General features: G+C 37.8%; 18 protein-coding genes. 11 read left to right on the top strand and 7 right to left on the bottom strand.

What is annotated here, in order from left to right; genetic code table 11:
- The first annotated feature begins 1 nt into the window (after position 1).
- The 5 genes from NST21_RS23675 (at position 2) to NST21_RS23655 (ending at position 7,479) form a co-directional block, all read left to right on the top strand.
- Positions 2-1,984, top strand: coding sequence for a hydantoinase B/oxoprolinase family protein (locus tag NST21_RS23675; protein WP_340891633.1), 1,983 nt, complete (start codon positions 2-4; stop codon positions 1,982-1,984).
- 816 nt (positions 1,985-2,800) lie between these two features.
- Positions 2,801-3,685, top strand: coding sequence for a DMT family transporter (locus tag NST21_RS23670; protein ID WP_340891631.1), 885 nt, complete (start codon positions 2,801-2,803; stop codon positions 3,683-3,685).
- A gap of 693 nt (positions 3,686-4,378) precedes the next feature.
- Positions 4,379-4,831, top strand: coding sequence for a GNAT family N-acetyltransferase (locus NST21_RS23665; protein WP_340891629.1), 453 nt, complete (start codon positions 4,379-4,381; stop codon positions 4,829-4,831).
- Between the two features lie 629 nt (positions 4,832-5,460).
- A complete protein-coding gene (locus tag NST21_RS23660; protein ID WP_200949373.1) occupies positions 5,461-6,789 on the top strand; it encodes an amidohydrolase family protein in 1,329 nt (442 codons plus the stop codon).
- Positions 6,790-7,053: 264 nt separating this feature from the next.
- Positions 7,054-7,479 (top strand): cytidine deaminase, encoded by a 426-nt coding sequence (locus NST21_RS23655; protein ID WP_340891627.1) that lies wholly within the window; start codon positions 7,054-7,056, stop codon positions 7,477-7,479.
- A gap of 80 nt (positions 7,480-7,559) precedes the next feature.
- Here the strand turns inward: NST21_RS23655 and tnpB are convergent, their stop codons facing one another.
- Positions 7,560-8,765 (bottom strand): IS200/IS605 family element RNA-guided endonuclease TnpB, encoded by a 1,206-nt coding sequence (gene tnpB, locus NST21_RS23650; protein WP_340891625.1) that lies wholly within the window; start codon positions 8,763-8,765, stop codon positions 7,560-7,562.
- Between the two features lie 305 nt (positions 8,766-9,070).
- Between tnpB and NST21_RS23645 the strand changes: the two genes are divergently transcribed.
- Positions 9,071-9,487 carry an RrF2 family transcriptional regulator gene (locus NST21_RS23645; RefSeq protein ID WP_098176049.1) on the top strand — a complete coding sequence of 139 codons (417 nt, stop codon included), beginning with the start codon at positions 9,071-9,073 and terminating at the stop codon, positions 9,485-9,487.
- 114 nt (positions 9,488-9,601) lie between these two features.
- Entirely contained in the window at positions 9,602-10,309 is a 708-nt protein-coding gene (locus NST21_RS23640; RefSeq protein ID WP_340891622.1) for a nitroreductase family protein, read from the top strand.
- A 323-nt stretch (positions 10,310-10,632) separates the two neighbouring features.
- On the opposite strand, the gene NST21_RS23635 is transcribed toward NST21_RS23640, so the two are convergent.
- From NST21_RS23635 to NST21_RS23625, 3 genes are all read right to left on the bottom strand, one after another.
- Complete coding sequence (locus NST21_RS23635) at positions 10,633-11,106, bottom strand: DinB family protein (RefSeq protein WP_340891620.1); 474 nt, start codon at positions 11,104-11,106, stop codon at positions 10,633-10,635.
- A gap of 25 nt (positions 11,107-11,131) precedes the next feature.
- Positions 11,132-11,686, bottom strand: coding sequence for an HPP family protein (locus tag NST21_RS23630; protein ID WP_053347741.1), 555 nt, complete (start codon positions 11,684-11,686; stop codon positions 11,132-11,134).
- A 121-nt stretch (positions 11,687-11,807) separates the two neighbouring features.
- A complete protein-coding gene (locus tag NST21_RS23625; protein ID WP_340891619.1) occupies positions 11,808-12,392 on the bottom strand; it encodes a CGNR zinc finger domain-containing protein in 585 nt (194 codons plus the stop codon).
- Between the two features lie 343 nt (positions 12,393-12,735).
- On the opposite strand from NST21_RS23625, the gene NST21_RS23620 reads away from it, so the two are divergent.
- Entirely contained in the window at positions 12,736-12,885 is a 150-nt protein-coding gene (locus tag NST21_RS23620; protein ID WP_162245296.1) for a hypothetical protein, read from the top strand.
- Positions 12,886-13,102: 217 nt separating this feature from the next.
- Positions 13,103-14,068, top strand: coding sequence for a quinone oxidoreductase family protein (locus tag NST21_RS23615; RefSeq protein ID WP_340892629.1), 966 nt, complete (start codon positions 13,103-13,105; stop codon positions 14,066-14,068).
- A 481-nt stretch (positions 14,069-14,549) separates the two neighbouring features.
- On the opposite strand, the gene NST21_RS23610 is transcribed toward NST21_RS23615, so the two are convergent.
- Positions 14,550-15,947: a hypothetical protein gene (locus NST21_RS23610; RefSeq protein ID WP_340891618.1), complete on the bottom strand. Its 1,398-nt coding sequence runs from the start codon at positions 15,945-15,947 to the stop codon at positions 14,550-14,552.
- A gap of 57 nt (positions 15,948-16,004) precedes the next feature.
- On the bottom strand, positions 16,005-16,367 hold the full coding sequence (locus NST21_RS23605; protein WP_340891617.1) for a hypothetical protein: 363 nt from the start codon (positions 16,365-16,367) through the stop codon (positions 16,005-16,007).
- Between the two features lie 265 nt (positions 16,368-16,632).
- On the opposite strand from NST21_RS23605, the gene NST21_RS23600 reads away from it, so the two are divergent.
- Positions 16,633-18,435, top strand: a complete 1,803-nt coding sequence (locus NST21_RS23600; protein WP_340891616.1) for a hypothetical protein — start codon at positions 16,633-16,635, stop codon at positions 18,433-18,435.
- 75 nt (positions 18,436-18,510) lie between these two features.
- Here the strand turns inward: NST21_RS23600 and NST21_RS23595 are convergent, their stop codons facing one another.
- Positions 18,511-19,203, bottom strand: coding sequence for an FHA domain-containing protein (locus NST21_RS23595; RefSeq protein ID WP_340891614.1), 693 nt, complete (start codon positions 19,201-19,203; stop codon positions 18,511-18,513).
- A 946-nt stretch (positions 19,204-20,149) separates the two neighbouring features.
- On the opposite strand from NST21_RS23595, the gene NST21_RS23590 reads away from it, so the two are divergent.
- Positions 20,150-20,596, top strand: coding sequence for a hypothetical protein (locus NST21_RS23590; protein WP_340891613.1), 447 nt, complete (start codon positions 20,150-20,152; stop codon positions 20,594-20,596).
- Positions 20,597-20,706 lie beyond the last annotated feature (110 nt).

The raw sequence follows: 20,706 nt of genomic DNA, 5'->3' as shown, positions 1-20,706 counted from the left end.
ATTGTCGAATAAACAGTTAATTGACCAATCTGGAGTTGGAACCGGTTTAGATCCCGTGACATTTGAAGTGATAAAAAATGGCTTCGTTAACCTTGTAGATCAGATGGCTGAGCAGATTCTTCGGACATGCTACTCCTTTGTTATTTATAACCGAGACTTCAGCTGTGCGCTTTGTGATGCAGAAGGAAATACAGTTATGCAAGGAACACAGGATATTTCCGTCCATGTTGGAACACTGCATCTTACGGCAAAAGCGGTACTGGAAGACTTCGAAGGTGATATCCACCCTGGAGACGTTTTCTTAGTCAATGACCCGTATCGTGGTGGTACTCATTTCAATGACACTCGGGTGCTTTTGCCTGTCTTTCATGGTGAAAAGCTTATTGCGTTCATGCAAACAAATGGTCACTGGGCAGACATGGGAGGATCTACACCCGGATCCTTTGATATTAATGCAAAAGAACATTTCGGTGAGGGTGTAAGAATTCCACCTCTTAGAATTTATAGTAAAGGAACGTTTTTAAAAGATGTGGTTAATGTTCTCGTTTCGAACATGCGTGTACCAGAAGAAAGGGTAGGGGACCTGCGAGCTCAAGTGGAAGCCGCGAAAGTAGGCGAGCGCCAGCTGTTTGCCATCATCGAAAAGTATGGAATCGATACAACTTTGTCCGCTTTTGCCGAAGTGCAGAATTATGTAGAACGTTTAGCAAGAGCCAAGGTTGCGGCTTTGCCAAACGGTACATGGGAGACTGTTGATTATATTGATATGGATCCTGAGGTAGGAGATGGGTTAATCCCGATTAAGGTGAAGATGACCATCACAGATGATGAAATTCTTTATGACCTTTCTGGTTCCCACTCTTATATTGGCTGCTTTTTAAATGCAGGTTTCGGGGCTTCGTTATCGGCTACGTATTCAGGTACCAAGACATTTTTCCCTGAGATTCCTTTGAATTCTGGCTTTTATAGAGTGGTGAAGGTTGAACTGCCTGAAAACTCAGTCGTCAATGCTCCTGCACCGGTGGCTGTAACAGGATTTTGTTCAGGGGCATATGAAAAAATCATGAGTGCTTGTTTTGAACTTTGGTCTAACATTATGCCAGAGAGAGCCATTGCTTGCTCGTTTAACCTCGAGTATTTACTGATCGGCGGGTGGGATCAACGTCAGGAACAAGATAAATACTTTATGTGGTATGACTGGATGGCTGGCGGGCATGGAGGCCGTTACGATCGAGACGGTGTGAACGCCACTTCACCAACATTCGGTTTGGGACTCAGCGTTCAGCCTTGTGAAGGTCAAGAAAGATTGTCACCTGTTGTTACGATGAAACATGAAATTATTACAGATTCAGCTGGTCCTGGGAAATACCGCGGCGGGTGCGGTGTAGAAAAAGGCGGAACACTCACAAATGTCAAAAACACGGTAATGTCCTATTGCTGTGACCGTTCTCGTTCGATAACATGGGGTATTTTTGGAGGGCTGCCTTCTTCTCCACATGGAGCATGGCTTAATCCGGGCAAGGAGAACGAACAATATTTAGGGGCGATTTTTTCAAATGTAAAGGTGCAACAAGGGGATTCCTTTGTACGCCCATCAGCAGGGGGCGGTGGTTTAGGGGATCCGCTTGAAAGAAGTCCAGAAGATGTTATGGAAGATGTTATTGATGAGTATGTTTCAATCGAGAGAGCCAAAAAAGATTACGGTGTGGTTATTAATGAAATCGATAAAGATCTGGATTTGTTTGAAATAGATTATGAAGCAACAGATCAAGCTAGATCATATATAAGAAACAATCGTAAACAATGGCTTGAAGAGAACGTTCAAGTTGTTGAAGAGAAATTCGCGAATGGTGAGCTAGATAACCTGGATGTCATTCGTCAACATGGAGTCATCATAGATTATGCAACTAATAAAGTACTGCCAGAATCAACAAAACAATTCCGTGAATCTATGAAAACCCGTACACTAGCTTATTGGAAATAAGCTGACACTACCAAGCTAAGAAAAATTATTATGACTTGTAAATGAGAGGTTCCGATTAGATTCGGAACCTTTTTTTAGCTTTTAGGGGAACTTTCTAATTAAGAAGGAAAAAACTTCGCCAATAGAGAATGTATTAGTAACAAAAATCACAGGGGAAATGTGCCAAATAAAGGGAACGCTACAGCAGGCCTTAAGGGATTATATGGTTGTGAGTTAAATCGTAACAGTTAAAGGTCGCCATGTAGTGGTGACTTTTTTTTGTAGGTAATATGGAATATAAAGGGAGGTTCTTTATTGCTTTTGTCGAACTGAAGTAAGTAGATATAAATAGGAAGGAGGTATAACACATAATGTATTGCAATGTGTACTGCAAGGAAGGGAACAGTTTGGGTACTGACCAAATCCAAGCTGTGAAAGTTAACCATTGTTCAGTTGGCAGCTTTAGTTGATAAAGGAGAAACTACATCCGTTAACCTAATTCAAGAGTATATAATGAGAATTGTTAAATACAATAAAAATGGGCCAACCCTTAATTCTATTTTAGAATTAAGCCCCAGATATAATATACATAACCGAATGACTGGATTTAGAATAAAAAGCCTCGGCACTTTGTAGGAAATTATTGATAGAACCCGCCTAGGCTAAATAATTAATGAAAGGTATGGAAGATGAGATTGTGACAGTCTTGCCGCGCAATAACCTGGATAGATTAGTAATTCTAGAACAAATGTGGGCCAATATTGTCACGCGCGGTGGCATGCCTGAGAAAGATAGCATGACCAGCTTACTATTGAAATGAAGAAAGGAAAATTAAAAATGAATAGAAATGCACTATTCCAACTCTCTTTGGCTATGACCATATTTGGAACTGTCGGTTTTTTCTCAGAACTCACAGGCCTTCCGGCAATGGAACTGGTTTTTGTTCGTTGCATATGTGCTGCAGTATTCTTATGTACTGCTTGGGTAATGACAGGGAATTATAAGAAAGAGATATGGAATATCAAAGAGACACCGTTGATCATTCTCTGTGGGGGAGCCAACTTATTAAACTGGATATTCCTCTTTAAATCGTTTGAATTGATATCCGTGACGATTGCTATTTCACTTTATCATTTAGCTCCTATGATTGTTCTTATTATAGGGAGCTTCATCTTTAGAGAGAAATTGACATTGTTCTCTATCGTAGCAATCTTTCTATGTTTCATAGGAACATTATTTATTATGGGAACAGATGGGTTCCGTTCATCATCCCCTGAATGGGAAGGAATTATATATGGAGTGCTTGCGGCCCTTTTCTATGCAGCTACAATGATTTTAGGAAAGAGCATTACAAAGACAAGTGTGTATGCCACCACTTCTCTTCAAATGTTTATAGGTATTCTATTACTAGTTCCGTTTATTGATTTTTCAACCTACACAGTCCTACATTCAGCGGAGTGGTTTTATGCCATTTTCACTGGTATCGTTCATACAGGAGTTGTGTACCTTTTGTTTTTTAATAGTATTCGTCACTTGCCTACAAACATAGTCTCTTTTATGATTTTTGTAGACCCGTTTGTTGCTATACTTTTAGATATCTTGATTACTGGATTTCATCCAGATTTGCTTCAATGCCTTGGAATTTTATTAATTTTCAGCGGATTGTTTTATGTACTTAAGGCTCCTAAAACCCTTACTGAATCCGAAAACAAGGTTATGTAAAAGAGTAGGGCAGACACTGTATGATTAGAGTGCAATTGAAGATAGTCACCACACAGTTATTATAGTGAGTTGCAAAAGCAGGTATAAATTTTGAATAAGGGGATGAATTATGTTTAGGGTAATCTTATAATTACTTCGCATCGTAACTATCATTTTTATTCTTGGCAGTTTAATGGGAGCTTTAGTTAACTTAATCTATGCGGGTATGGAAATAAACGTAGATAATACTACTGGTGGATGGTTTGTTGGTGTAGCAATCTTAATTATACTTTTTGTATTCTATAGAAATCGTCTTCAATTTTCAGGGTTTTATAAAGGTAAAGGAAAAGAAAAACTCTCAAATAAAATAAGTATTTTCTTAATTTGTTTTTCAATGTTAATGATAACGATTGCTCCCTTATTTCGGTAACAGGTGCTTTACTTCAATAATGAAGGTTGCTGCGGCAGCCTTTTTCTAGTATTGGCAGGTATGAAATAGTTGGTATAAATAATGTACCAACTATGAACATTTAAGAGGAAACGTTAAGTATCAACGTTTTTATGGTAGCGTGGGATATATGATAAATGGTTGCTGGATAGTTGATTAAGGAAAAGTCATCAATGTAAATAATTTATTAAAATTTAATCATTATCTAATCGTTAAGTATGATGATTGTTACTAAAGTAACTTATCTTAAAACTTGGAGGGGTAGTATGGTTAAATTTAGAAAGGCCACAGCAAAAGACCTAAATGAAATTGTACAAATGCTTGAGGACGATGAATTGGGGAGGACGAGAGAACGTTACGAAAATCCTCTTCCTGAAAGCTATCTAAAAGCATTTGAATCAATTGATTCAGACCTGAATAATGAATTGATTGTTGCGTGCCTGGGTGAAGAAATTGTTGGTGTTCAACAGATTACTTTTACTCCATATATTACACATCAAGGTGGTTGGAGAGCTACTATTGAAGGGGTTCGAACTGCATCTACAGAACGGGGAAAAGGGATAGGAACCAAATTAATTCTATGGGCAATCGAGCGTGCAAAAGAGCGTGGCTGTCATATTATTCAGCTAACGACTGATAAAAAGCGAGAAGAAGCGATGCATTTTTATGAACGTTTAGGCTTTAAAGCGACTCATGAGGGTCTAAAAATGAAGCTTTAATTCAACAAAAGGGAGCAATTCTTCAATAAAGAAGGTACGAATGTTTACTCTTTGTTAAGATCAATTTAATAGAGGTCGCATAAAGTTATCGCAGCCTACGGCAACTTGAAGAACCTTTTATTTGAGGGAGATTTATGAAAAAATCATATTGTTCTTGAACTAACGGGTGCTTTACTTTAAAATCGGAGCTGTCATTGCGATAGCTTTTTTTGTTGTTTGAAGTGTTTTTTTGAAGTTCCATTTGGATATGGCGGTCTTATGCGAGTTGCTAAACGGTTCGTAAAAGTACATCTTAGCGAATTTTGGAACTGAATTTTTACTCTAAAACAGACGAAGAATCTGATGGATCCAGATGATATTGCAGATATCATTGTGGAAAGTTCACAGCCTAAAAAATATTTAAATGTAGAAGAAGTAGTAATTAATATTTTATGGGTGAGGATATATAGACAGATATCTGTCGTTTACTAACTATATGGAGAGAATAATAAGTGTGGTAGAAAATAACATTTGCTAATGTTATCTGCAATAGACTTGGCAAATCATAGCTTGGAAGGCATACAGAGGATTATCAAAGAAGCTTTTAAATAAAGCGGAATAGAAACAAGTTTTTCTAATGATACGTAATAATTTTGGAGGAAATACAAATGAAGACGATTTTTATTAACGGTACCTTTTTTACCATGGACAAGGAAAATCAAATCTTTGAAAACGGCATGATGATTGTGCAAGATCAACTCATATCCTACATCGGACCGCATTCTGAAGAGCAATTGGCAGATGCAGATCAAGTGGTCAACCTTGGCGGAAAATGGATTATGCCAGGCCTTGTGAATGCTCATTCGCATATTGTGATGACCCTTTTACGAGGGATCGGAGACGACATGTTGCTGAAGCCCTGGTTGGAAACGAAAATATGGCCGATTGAGAGCCAGTTTACAACAGAAATCGCCTCTGTAAGTACTCAGCTTGGCATTTTAGAAATGTTAAAATCAGGAACAACTACATTTTCGGATATGTTTAATCCTAATGGAATAGATGCGGGTGCTGTTATGGAGACGATAGGCGAAACAGGAATGCGCGGAGCCTTTTCCTACACGATTTTCAGCTTAGGTACGGAAAAAGAACAAAAAGCGAATCTCGTGGGGGCTGAGCAGTTTTCTAAAAACTATAAAACGTTTGCCGATGGCCGCCTGACTACCATGGTCGCGCCACATAGCCCGTATGCTTGTACGCCTGAGGCGATTGTTGAGAGTGCACGGATTGCTAAAGAGAATGATTTGATGGTGCACATTCACGTTTCGGAAACGGATTTTGAGATTCTGGACATTGAAAAGCGATACGGATTTCGTCCTGTCGAGCACCTTCGCCGTTTAGGTCTCTTCGATCAACCAACCGTGATGGCCCATGGAGTGGTTCTCAACGATGAAGAGCGAGCGATATTAAAACAGCATGATGTAAGGGTTGCCCATAATCCAATTAGTAATTTGAAGCTGGGATCTGGGATTGCAGATATTGTCAGTCTTTTGGATGCCGGAATTAAAGTGGGGGTTGCAACAGATGGCGTAGCTTCCAATAACAACTTCGATATGTTCGAGGAAATGAGAACGGCTGCATTGCTTCAAAAAGGCATTTATAAAGATGCCACCAAATTCCCTGCTCAAACGGCACTGGCCATGGCAACAAGAATGGGAGCCGAAGCGATTGGCATGGGCCATACGGGTTCTTTGGAAGTAGATAAAAAAGCAGATTTCATTTCTATTTATCCTTATAATAAAGAGCATCTACAACCGCTTAGTGAAGCATATTCGCATTTGCTTTATGCGGCACGCGGAAATGATGTATGTGATGTATACATTGATGGCAAGATGGTTGTAAAAGACGGCTGCAGCTTAACGATTGATGAAGAAAAAGTAATTGCCGAAGTGAATCGATTACAGGGTACCCTTTCACGATAAACTAAAAAAACCCTGTAATTAACATGATGTTCAGTTTATTAAAAGTTTTATTTACCGGATATCTGATACCATATTGGAAGGGAAGTAAGATTTTAACGAACTTAAACTGATCAAAATGAACAAACGGTTGCTTTATTTTGGTAAAGGAGGTTGCTGAGGCAGCCTCTTTTCAAATGCAACTAAAGGGGCAGTTTCGCTTAAAAAAAACTATACCTCGAATAGATTGGTTGTTAGAATTTAACTAATGACAAAGGAGGTAATGACTTGAATACCGAGCAAAAATTATTTGATGCAGTTACTAACTTAATAGAAAAAAGATACCCCGAAGGTTGGGGCGGAGCAGCAGCAATGGCTTTAGAAGATGGTTCAATACTTACAAGTGTCGCTCCTGATATAATAAACGATTCGACAAATCTGTGTATAGAAACAGGAGCTATTTTAGAGGCGCATAAATTGAATAAAAAAATTACGCATTCGATATGTGTAGTTCGTGATGATGAGAAGTCAGAGTTTAAAGTGCTTTCTCCCTGTGGAATTTGCCAAGAAAGACTATTTTATTGGGGTCCAACAGTTAAAGTAGCTGTTACTTTACCCGGACGAGACCTAACTTTTAAAACATTATCAGAAGTACAACCGTATCACTGGACAGCAGCTTATGAAGAATACAAAGAAAAATGGAATGGTAATTGAACTACCCACCACTTATCGACCTTACAGTCTGATTGAAGTGGGGGATTCCTAAGAACATTAGCCTATCGGCCAATTTTTAATTAGGCTATTCCCGTAGTTCCTACGGTTAGAAGCCTTATGGCTTCATTCATTAGATTGAGTCCTGCGTTAATATCTCGATCGTGGTGAGTAGAACAAAAAGGACAATCCCATTCACGAAGATTCAGATGTTTAACGTCTTTATTTTGGTAACCGCAGCTAGAACACAATTGGCTAGAAGCAAACGTTTTAGATACGGTCACGATTTGTTTACCATACCATTTTGCTTTGTATTCCAACATTTTTTTGAATTGGTACCAAGATACTTCACTAATAGCTTTAGCTAGTTTGTGATTTTTCATCATATTCGACACTTGCAAGTCTTCCATTCCAATAACATCGTGGTTTTTGATGATTTCGGTAGAAACTTTATGTAAGTAATCCATTCGGGCATTTGAAATTTTTTCGTGTAGGATAGCCACTTTTCGTTTTTGTTTTTGATAGTTTTTGGCTTCAGCCAATGGTTTATTTTGATTCAAGGCTATTTCTTGTCGCCTTGAAAGAATCCGTTGTGCTTTGGCCAATTTCTTTTCGACCGTCCGGAAGAATTTTGGGTTTTGATAGACCGTACCATCTGAAAGAATAGCAAAATTCTTCAAACCAACATCTACACCGCACGAACGATTCGTTTTAGGAAGTACTTTTACATTGGTTTCCGCTAAAACGGAAATGAAATATTTACCCGAAGGGTTCCGCCTGATTGTGGCATTGATGATTCGCCCTTCGACTTCGCGGCTTTTAGCAAAACGAACTAGACCGAGTTTTGGCAATTTGATTTTGTTTCCAATCATTCCGATATTTCCATTCGTATGTTTAGTCGTGTAGGACTGGATAGGATTCTTTTTCGATTTGAAGCGTGGTGATTTGTTTTGCTTTTTATAATATCGACTATAAGAATCTGCTAAATTTTCCACCGATTTCTGTAAGGCAATACTGTCTGCTTCTTTCAGGAAAGAATACTCTTTCTTTAAAGCTGGAAGTTCTTTGATTGTTGCGTATTTATTCAGAAAAGAACCTTTCCATTCATTAGAGGGGAATTGGCTGTTCTGTTTCATTTCTTCACAGATATACCAGTAGGCATCTTTCTCCTTTTGTTTGCCTAAAAAGAAGTTATAGACAAAACGGGAGCAGCCGATCGTTTTATTGATTAGAACTAGTTGTTCTTTAGTTGGATAGATTCGAAATTTATAAGCTTTGTTTACGACCATTGGTTTCACCTCCCCCTTATAGTTATTATTACCCAGAGAACGTACGTTTGTCAAAGGGTACTTTGGCTTATGCCAACCGCCATTCATCTCCCTCTTACCGTTGGGCTCTCGCCCTTCTCACGCTTGAAGAGGGAGTCTTCTGACGGGAAATGATAAAATCCAATATGGGTATAAATTTGTATCAGATAGATGTCCATCAATAATCATTTAACGTTCTGGAAAAAAGAGTGGCTTTCCGGCAGAATTCTTTGATACCTCGTTGTATATGCATTAAAATAGTTTAAAGTAGAGGAGAGGTGAAAGGAATGACCGAAAAGGTTTCAAGTATAATGTGGTTCAGTCTTGCATTACAAGCTCTACTTGTTCTTGCAGATCATGAGGGATTATGTAACAGTAGTAAGTTGGCAACAAAGCTTAACTCGGAGTCTGGTTTTCTTAGAAAAATATTAAGTAATTTAGTAAAAGCAGGGCTGATTCAAGCTAAGGAAGGTAGGGATGGTGGATATTCACTTGCCAAAGATCCTGATCAAATCATACTTGCCGATATTTACTCTGCAATAAAATCTGAACCTTTTTCAAAAGGCTTCCTTGATGTGAATGATAAAAAATGCTTTCAACCATCTTCTCGTGATGCTTTATGCGGTTTGAAAAATGAGATGGAGAGCTGGATTATACAAGGTCTTGAACAAAAGACGATTGCTGACTTACTATCAAAATCATAATGTAAAAAACGAAACTAATAGGGTTTCGTCTTTTATAAACTGTATTTGGCATAAGAACAGTATCTGATATATACTGTTCTTGTAATAAACGCAGTTAAATGGAGGTCATTATAAATGACAAAAAATACAATGAGTAAAGAAGAGTACCTAACTAAATCAAATGAAATAAATACATCACTTGAAAAGCCAAAGGTACTTACTGATACAGACTTTATTACGATAGCGAAAGAACGGAGATCAGTACGCCAATATGATGCAGAATACGTGATGACTGAAGAAGAAATTCGTGAAATCCTGGATATTGCGATTCAAGCACCGTCTTCTTCTAATTTACAACCATGGAGATTCCTTGTAATACAAGATAAGCAAACCCAACAAGAATTGCTACCCATCGCACATAACCAACAACAAATTGTTGATGCCTCTGCTGTCATTGCAGTTTTAGCTGATATTGAAGGTTACAAAAATGCTGAACGAATTTATGGTGAATTAGTTAATAAAGGAATTATGAAGAATGAAATCAAAGAGCCATATGTAGCTTCAATTATGCATAATTATGGTAACTTTTCTGCTGAAAAAGCTTTAAGTGTAGCAATGATTGACGGTGGCTTAGTTTCCATGCAGATCATGTTAGCTGCAAAAGCAAAAGGATACGATACAGTACCAATGGGAGGGTTCGATGAAAACAAATTTGTGGATGCATTCAATGTACCGGAAAACTTCAAACCTGTCATGTTAATCTCCCTTGGAAAAGGAATGAAAGCAGGATTTGAAAAAGTACGTTTACCACTTGATACTTTAATAACTTGGAATAAATACTAAGGTTTAATAATATACGGGTTCTGGAGCAAAGATTGCATTCATTGTAATTTTTGCTTCAGAGCCCTTTTTGCGATGACCATCCAATTGGTTGCATGTTCATTATTTAATAGACTGATCAATTAAAATAAAATTTGAACGTTTGTAAATGAATTTTATTTTTATTAGTTATTCTGGAGACTTTATTTAAAGCTGCTAACCATATTTCGTTTTAAGTGTGGGCTGAATGGTTTTAAAAAACAGATTTGAAAATACTATAAAACTTATTGTATAAAAAGGAAGGGATAAAAATTCATTCAATTCTTAGTAAAATACTTCATTCTATCTTAATCTTGAAACATTCGTGAAATCGATTTAATCGCACCAAAATGCATTCCCTCATGGTATAAGCAAAAGGTTAGTAATTCTTCTACTGATGATAAAGTAAGACCTGTAGATGTTGTGTATGGTTGTTCTAACGTTGTGTTCAACCGATATTCCAATGCTTGCTCAACCCGGTTGACTTGATTATCGAGCAATTGGATTAAGTCATAGATCGCGGGTGATTTTTGTTCTCCCCATTCACTTGGTTTAGTACCAGTAGAGAATAATTCCTTAAAGTGATTCGGCATTGTCATTTTTTCTCCAATAATATCAAAGGCGAACCTTTCTTGTACAACATATATATGTCCTAGGTTCCATTTGATATTATTATTGAATCCTACTGGAATGAAAAGTGATGTCTCATCATTCATATTTGCCACGTACCTAATAGTGTTTTCCCGAACAAACTTTAATTGTTTGAAGATGTAGTTTTTCATACTTTTTCCTCCCCAATAATAAAAGTCAAATCCAAAACGTTGGATATTCCCGGTTGCTGCGCAAATTATTGATGATTAGTGCAAAGAAAACGATCACGATAGAGCCAATTAAAACAGGCGTAATTAAATAACTCCAACTGTATGCGCCCAGCATAACAACGAGAGGGTCGGCTCCTGCTGGTGGATGCGTTGTTTTTGTTAGCATCATCACCGCAATTGCTAAGCCTACAGCTAAGCCAATTGCCCAGGGTTCATCACCAAAAAGATGATATATAGCTAAACCCACAAATGTTGAAACAAAATGGCCACCAATAATATTTCGTGGCTGTGATAATGGCGCGTTCCAAACACCAAATGCCAGGACGCAGCTTGCACCAAATGGAGCCATTAACCACATGGCAGATGTCATATTTGTTAAATAAACTAGAACGAAAATGGTTAAAAATCCACCAATCAAACCTGTTACTGAGTCCTTTGCATTAACCTGTAATGGACTTCTCCCTTTTCCTTTCATTTTAGATAAATATCGTACATTAAATAAATGTTTTTCTTCTCGGCTTGCTATTTTTGTACTGTCCATCATTCACGCTCCTTTTATTCATATTTCACTTTACATGAAATGAACTAACCCGTCAAAGTATTTTTTAATGGTTAGTTAAAGTGTGTGAAAAAAAGAACCAACTCTGAAATAAGTTGGTTCTTCATTCATCATCAGACTTCCGGTGTTGAAAGCGGGCTACCTTTTTTCTGTTGCCACATATTTTCATTGAACACCATTTACGTCTTCCACTTTCATCAATAAATAAAAGTACGCAGTCCGTATTAGAGCATCTCTTGAGGGAGGGAAGTTTGTTTGTTTCAATTAACGTTAAAGCGTCAAAGGCAATTAGAGACAAAAGGACATCCTCTATCTCTCCAATAGGTGAGGGTATCAGTTTTTGATTTATTAATTTATAGATGAATGGCGCTTTTTCAATCTTATTTTCTAAAAAAGAGATAAATTCATCTGGAATTGATTGTCCATCTGCTATTAATTCAAATCGCTCTCTTAAAACAGCACGCATTTCTAGAATACATAAAAATACTTGTCCGATTCTTTCTTCAATCTTTAAGAATAACCGATCATCCCAAAATGCGTTTTCCGCTTTTATTACATGAAGCCACTCCAGCACATCTCTTTCCAAGAGCAATAAATCGTGCCGCTGTCCACGTTTTACTAGTTCTGTGTTCACTAAATCAAGAGAAAGATTTCCTGATATAAGTGGAAATTTATTTGTTTTAGTCATTACGTTTATCTCTCATTTCACCTTTTATTCTAACCATAAAAAAACTCATTAATAGGTTATATAATTATTATAACCTAATTTAACACAATAAAAGGTATGGTTTTCTTAAACTAAAGGATGTTTTACTTAAATAATGAGGGCTGTTGCAGCAGCCTTTTTTTGTTGTGTTCCATTAACTAGGAATGAAAGTTTTAGATCGTTCAAATCGAAGGTATTTCCTTTTTTTTGAAATATTCATTTTGTAGATATTTTTGCGGGCTTTCGGACAAGCTATCATTAGCCTTTCCACAATAGGTTAAATATAAGTCGCAGAAGTTCAACCCAAATAATAAAGGGGAGATTAATGATGGGTAAAAAAAACCGTAACCGCGTCAATGCACCGAAAAAAAATAATCATATTCCTGAAGAAGCCATTATAGCCGAACAAGAAGCACACGGTGAAGAATTTTCTCCGAAAAAACGAAAAAATGGTCCTGGTTCCAATACTGAATGATAGAGGAGAGTATCTCTCTATCCTTTCTTACATTTTCCAACAACCGTTATGCCTTTAGGGCATAGCGGTATTTTTTGTAATGATTAGAAAGGTACTATGTGGTTAGTCTAGTAAAAGAACTAATTGAAAGTTCTCTTTCAAGGTAGTGACTTTCTTGCTATCAGAGGCTTCATTCGATATCGTAAAGAAGGAACAACGTTTGAAGGGAGAAATGAAAATGAAGGCACTTGTCTTTGATAATTTTGGTGGACCAGAAGTCCTATCTATAAGAGAAATTGAGGAACCTAAACATTCAAAATCAGAAGTAATTGTTCGAATGAAAGCAATCGGCTTGAATTTTGCTGATGTATATAGAAGGAAAGGGAATTATCACTTAGTGGGTAATCCGCCATTTATTCTAGGTTATGAAGGTGCAGGAGTCATTGAATATGTTGGAGAAGATGTTCATTGTGTGAAAGTTGGCGATCGTGTCGGGTTTGCTGATGTTCCCCATGCCAACGCTGAACTAGTTTCTGTTTCTGCTGATAAGCTGTTACCGCTTCCTGATGGCATTTCTTTTGAAACTGCCGCTTCAGTTTTACTTCAAGGATTAACTGCCCAATATTTGACTCAAGACAGTTATTCAGTTAAAGAAGGAGAGACCGTCCTTGTTCATGCTGCTGCAGGTGGAGTCGGGCAATTACTAACACAAATAATCAAGATGAAGGGTGGTCAAGTTATTGGCTTAACCTCATCAAATGACAAAGCAACTGTAGCAAAACAAGCTGGTGCGGATCATGTTTTTCTTTATGAGTCAGAATGGGTGAAATCCATTAAGGATGTAACGAATGGACAAGGTGTTGATCTTGTTTACGAATCAGTTGGGAAAACTTTGCTAGACAGTTTCGAAGCAACTAAGATTAGAGGGACTGTCGTATTCTTTGGAATGGCAGGTGGGGATCCAGAGAAAATCGATCCTAGAATGTTAATGGATACTTCAAAAGCATTAATAGGAGGAGATCTCTGGAATGTATTAACTTCTCATGATGAACGGAAAAAAAGAGCATCAGAGTTGTTTGAATGGATCATGTCTAAGAAGATCCTAATCGAAGAACCGACTCTCTTTTCCTTAGAGGACGGGGCAGACGCACATAGACTTCTAGAAAGCCGTAAAAGTACTGGGAAAATATTATTAATACCATAAAGTATTTGAGGGCTAGCTTATTTATAGGTAGTCCTCGAATACTTCTTTTTAGGCTGCTTCCATTCATTCTTTATTAATTCATAAAGGGCTCGGCGATTCATCTCCTTATTTATAATGATATTCAGAATCTTTTTCAGTTCCTTTTTACAGACCATTTCTTTAGACCCTTAGATAACTTATTAATGGAAACCCTTGCTATCACAGGGCTGGGCCCCTACTTTAAAAACAAACTGCCGACTATAACCGCTATTAACAAGGCGAACTTGCAACCTACATACTGAAAGGTAAAACCCACAGTAAGTTATTCACAATCTACAAATGGAAATCTGCAATTCACAGACTGCATTTATTATCCACAGAACCCGATGAGGGCAAAAAAAAGAGAACTGGTCAGCTCTCATGGTCATTTTATAAAAGTGATAGAACCATTAATAAAAAGGGCAGGGGAAAACACACTGAACGAATACATTCAGTGTGAATGTTAGGAAGATGATATAGAGAGCACGTCGAGACGATCCTTTTGAATAGCAAAGTAGGATTGAATGGTTGCCTTTTTCATTGTGAGGGAAGAATTTTGACTGGATGGAGGAACCGCATGATTGCCGAACTTGCGGATTAGTGTCATCAGCTTGTCCAACTTATCATATGTATCGTTTCTAAGGTCCGTTATAAATTCGGATGCGGTACGTTTATTATCTCTGGTCTTTTTCCTTATCCCTTCTTCGCCTTCTTCTGTCACTGTCTTCACGCGGGAGATGAGCCACTCCTCGCACCAGTTGTTCAGCACATTGTGGATGAAATCGGCTTGCTTGAGCTTGACGCGAATGGGTTCGATATGTTGATCTACTTCCAGATAATTCACTTCCCGGCCTAGAGCCTTCTCGGAGATGCTTTTATGAAAGTGGTCACGGTCAAGAAGGCTTTTGATCGATTCTGCTTGGTGAGAATACTTTGCCATCTGTTCTAACGTTTCATGGTAAATAATTGTACTTAAATAAGCGGATGCCTGTTTAGGAGCCGCAAGTAGGTGTTTATTGGCAGGAAGAGCCAGACCGAGTTTTTTAAGAGAATAGGTATAGACGAACCGTGCTAGCTTCAGCAGTTCATATTGTATATCCATAGAAATGCCTGATTTTTTCGCATCTTGAAGAAACGAACGGAAAATGTATCTGCCGACTCGTTCCAATTCCATACATACGGAATCACTGATATGTCCAAGAAAGCCCGTGTTAAAAATCGTTCTGCGTAAAAATGCTCGTTCTGCCCGATTTTCCATATACTGCTCCAGCATTCTTTCATTGAAGGTAAACACAACAGCCTCTTTTTTTGAAAAAGCCTTGCTTGCGAAAGAAATTGTCACTAAATTACCTAAAGTCTTATGGACTGTATCTATTGCATCTAATAAACGCTGCCTCGTGAAAAGTGAGCTGGAATCGGGAACGATTTCACTATAATCAAATAATACTTCTTCGGACTTCGTAACCGACATTCGAAAAGCACCCATCAGCAACAGCCGCTTTGCATGTATTGTTAAGTTTTTGAAAGCCTCACTGTAAAAGAAACGGTATTTCTTGCAATAACGGTCGGTCTTACTGTTAAAGCCAAGATTACTTGTAGGTCCAAGATTGAACTTATATAAAACATCTCCGTCTTGACCAACAGGTACGAAAACTTTTTGGAGACATCCTTGAGGTGACGTGAATTTCTTGATGATCTGCTTTAAGTATTTTTCTGTCGTACCCACACCGCTCGCCATCATATGAAGCGGGCTCTGAATAACACCATCCCAATCACTATGAAGTAAGGAGTACAAACACGTATCAAATTCAGTAGAAGATACATTTCTCAATAAATAGTGGTAGGTTTCTTCATAAATCATACGGTTTCGTCTCCTTTATTATCCGCCTTTTTCTATGAGGCAGGGGGCATTTTATTCTTAGTAATCAAGCAAAAATCCGTCTGGGTCTTCACGCATGTCGATGTACTTTTCATAACAGATGCTGTACCATTTCGTTTTGTCCATTTTCGAATTGTTATAGTTGCAGGAAACCATAAAGCCTTCCTTTTCGAGACTAAGGATTATCCGCTTGATGGTCCCTTTTGACCAAAACGGCAGCTGCGTGTGCAATTGATCATATGTAGAGTAAATCCAGTCCCTTCCGTCTCTTTCCATTCCATACGCTTCTATTGTTGAGTGAAGATGTGCCAGCATCAGCGCCATTGATATGCCGATTGTTTCTGCTAAATAAGGGTTGAACCCCAAGCTGTAATCCTGATCCAATAACGTTTCCAATTCCATTTCTATTCCTCCTAAATGGTCTGGATTGAACCTTCCGAGTGTCTGGGATAGCTGTATCGAAAGGAACAATCTTCACTGTCTATATAAACTTTAATTATGAAAAAGTAGCATAGTAGGAAAAAAAATTAGAAATTGAATAATTTGGGAGGGAATGCTATATTGATATATTTGGACGAGGAGAAGAAGATGGTAAATTAGTTGGTCAAAAAGTGATAAAATAGTAAATAAATAGAAACATATACTATAAGGAGAGATTTTTAATACCATGATACTTTCACTAATAGCTTTTATCTTAAAAGGGGTTTTAACAAAAATACCATTTGCTGTATTGGGACTTTCCCTAATTCCACAAAGATGGACTAACGCAATCAAGGAAAAGGATATACTCTTTTTCATTGAGCAAGTACTGCGACTTTTACTTTCTGCTATCGTATTATTTTTTGTTATTGATATTATGTTACTAGATCTTACTGCGACTGCATTCTTTTCGAATTTTGCCGTTATTTTTGGACTTATTCTTATTTTTGATTCAAGAATGTACATGTACAGTGCCAAAGAGTCTTCAATACCCCGCCGCAATCGGAAAAATGAGGGGTCAAAACATTCAACAAGAACACCTTGGAATGTACATTTCAACAGTTTGCTGGGAATCGCTTTGATAGCAGCTTGGGTTATCATGTTGTTTTATCCCCTAACATTTGCCGAGAAACTTCATGATTTAGCAAAAGTTGATAAGAAAAATAAGCTAGAAGAAGTTCAAGACATTAAAACCATGCCGCTTGTAACAGTAAAAATGGCAGACGCAAAAGGCGATGCAGCTATTAATAAAATAGCAAACGCATCGTATTTCACTGAAGGCGAGTACCGTCTAACTAATATAAATGGTGAATTAACATATACTTCACCCATTGAAATGGACGGATTTTTTAAAGCTGGGAAAGCCGAATACACGCCAGGTTATAATCTAATTTCCGCCATTTCGACAGATAAAGGTGCAAGTACTGTAAAAGGAAAAATGTTGTATGCTCCATCACAGTATCTTGATTATGATTTAGAAAGAACGATTCGTAAGGAATATCCGAAAAAAATCATACATGATTCATACCTAGAACCAAACGAAGATGGAAAGCCCTTCTTTGTAGCTTCAGTGGGGCATTATCTGAAATACCGCAGTGGGTCTGTTGTGGACGGAGTGGTATTAGTGAATCCGGAAACGGGCGACACAAAATACTATCCGTTAGGAAAAGAACCTAAATGGGTTGATAGAACATTCACCTTGGAAACAGCCTTGGAATATTGGACATACTGGGGGAAATATGTTCACGGGTGGAAAAACCAATCCTTAATTGGAGCGAAGAAAGATGTTTTGATTCCTAATGAGGATAATATGCAAGTTACGTTTAACGAAAAAGGCGAATTAATATATGTAGTTGATTTTACAAGAGCAAAATCAAAAGGAAACTCCAAAACTCTAGTAGGTTACGGTGTTTTCAATGCTAAAACCGGTGAAATGACTTACTACAAAGGCGTCACCTCCGTTCTAACTGGAAAAGAAGCAAAATCCAACGCAAATGCGAGTGAGTTCTTGTCTAAATATCCAGGGTGGAAAGCCACTAATGGAATTTTCTATACGATATACGGTGCGCCCACTTATGTAATTCCGGTTACAAAAGGCAGCAAGTTTCAGGGGATAGCGATCGTGTATGCCAATAGCGATAATCCCCAAGTGGTTTTTGGGAAAACGAAAGATGAAGCATTCCGGAACTATAAAAAGCTAATTGCTTCTTTAGGGAAAGTCAGCGGTGTAACGCCTCAAAAAGGATTTGAACTGAAAGAAATCAAAGGGAAAGTAACAAGGATCAACGATGCCAATCTCTCAAATGGCTACGTGTTCTATTTAATTGTAGAAGGCAATGCCAAAAGATTCTCAGTGGACCCTGGAGTCAGTGCACTCTCCGATATTGTATTGACGAATGTAGGAGACCGGGTTGTGCTGAAAGTGATGGATATGGACGAGGACATCGTCCCAGTCGATCAATTCACTAACCTGGACTTACCAAAGCAATAAAAGCATGAAAAAAAAGCATTGTTATTCGCAATGCTTTTTTTCATGCCTGTAATTAGAGTTTCGAGTGATTGTTCATTACAGGTCCGATAGGCTGATTGAAAGGGTGGATTCCATATAATATCCCTTTTGAACAACAGCTTTTATTGCGAAATGGCCATTTACCCGTTTTCGTACCCGGTACAGAAGTGAAGCGATTTCTTCTGCCGACACAATTTGCTGGGGGTCCCCAATTCTTTCGGGCCATACATGTCGGACAATCTCTTCCTTTGAAATAAGGTTCTCCAAATTCTCATAAAGCAACTTAAAACAAGTAAATTCCTTTAAAGGCATTTTAATGGGAGCTTTTTCATTGATGATCACAGTCTGAAGATGCTCTTTAATAACCACGTTTTGGTGAAAAGTGATGTTCAACGGAGTGAAATCCTGTGTTAAATCGTTGTCGATGGAAATCATGAATTCAATCATTCCATTAATCAAAGTAATGGTATCCCCCGGTTCAATTAGGCAAGGCTGCCCCGGCACAAGTGGCATCTGGTTCACTGAGGTGCCATGTTTGCTCGACAAATCCTCAATAAGAAGCTTTCCTTCCTTCATATAAATCTGGCAATGTTCCCTGGAAACGAAATCATTGTAAAGCTTGAAATCAGCTTTGGAGTGTTGGCTGGCACGGCCAATCAGGAGGCTTTTTCCTTCAAAGACATAGGCGAATTCCTCAGGTTGGCCTTTGTGCATGGTTCTCAATACAACCTTAAAAGTTTTGATGCTCATTCACTTCTTATCTCCTTAAAAGTCTAAATATTTAGATTGTTTTCATGGGTTTATCATTTTCATTACATGGTTGTTTAGTGGGTTCAATCATATAATTATAAATTATCAGACGCTGACATACTAACGAAAAATGAAAAAAATACAAATTAGGCACACAAGCATTTTAAGAGAGGCATGAAGGATGAAGAAAGGACTGCTATTCTTGCTGATATCCGCTTTGACCTTAGGAGGAGTGTTTTTGTGGCATTTCCTTAAAACCGATCAGGCAACACTTAAGAAGTATTCGATGAATATGTAAAACGATTCTCCGAGCAGAACTATGATGAGATGCTACACCTTATTTCTGAAGAGAAACTGGAAGAATATGATTATACAAAAAAGAGTTTCTGAATGATTACCTTTAACTAGAAAAGCAATAGAAAAGGAGTTGACCAAAGGTGAGTATGTGGAGAGATAGAATAAATGCCTTTAGCATCCTGCTAGTGATTGTAAGCATGATGGTATACATTATTATTCCTCAGCCCCTTACCCTCGGCCTATACTGCATATTTGGCATTGCCTTTATCAGCCTGACTATACTGAATTGAGCATAGCCTGGAGTGGAGAGGGGACGTGGAAGGCAATGTAGGAAAGAGAGAGGACTATAAAAAAGGTGAAGGCGGCATGGCTGAAAACATGAAGCCTCCACTCGAGTTGCATGTCTTTCTTTGGGAAGATAATAGAGAATGTAAAAATCCATTCAAGGCCTGCCGAATCATAGGTAGGTTTTTTTTGTTTAGAATGAAACGTAGTGAACCGTATCATAAGTAAGTGAGGTTTATAAAAGAACCACCTAAAACGTTTGAAGTAAAGCGTTTCAGGTGGTTTTTAATTGTTGTATAAAAAGGGGTGGTTTCTTTTAATGACGAATTATTAAGAAGATAAAATTTATTGGAGGACAACAGAGATGAATTGGATTGAATTGAAAGAGGAATCGGATATCAAGGATTTGCTAGAGCGATTAGGTTATTTTCATGATGGATGCTTGAGGGAAATGCATATGTGGACAGGAACTTATGTAAATGAAGATTTTTCCATTACTGTTCCTGGAGAATTAGATACGAATGTAAAAATGTTATTTCAACGTCAGTATAGCAATCCATCTGCAATTGAATTGCTTTTTGAAAGTGTAACGGGTATTCATATTATCCCGACGCCAGAAAATTATGACTCAATTATCCGAGATGCCATTATTTTAAAAAGTGACGACAATTTTTATTGGGCAGATGACTATAATTTTCAGCCTGAAAAAGGAATTGAAAATGGTGTGAGTTGGATTGCAGCAAAAAAGCTAAAGTGGAGAGAAGCAAATGATTGGATGGGAAAGCAAAATCGATATGGGGAAAATGAATAGAGAAAATTGCATTTTAGATAGTTACGGAGAACTGTACCATAAATAGGTGCAGTTTTTTCATTTACATAATATGAACGCAAATATAATTGATGAGGAAATGATTATTAATA

Source organism: Peribacillus sp. FSL K6-1552 (assembly GCF_038005205.1).
Taxonomy (GTDB): domain Bacteria; phylum Bacillota; class Bacilli; order Bacillales; family DSM-1321; genus Peribacillus; species Peribacillus butanolivorans.
This window is presented reverse-complemented; position numbering and strand designations above follow the sequence as displayed.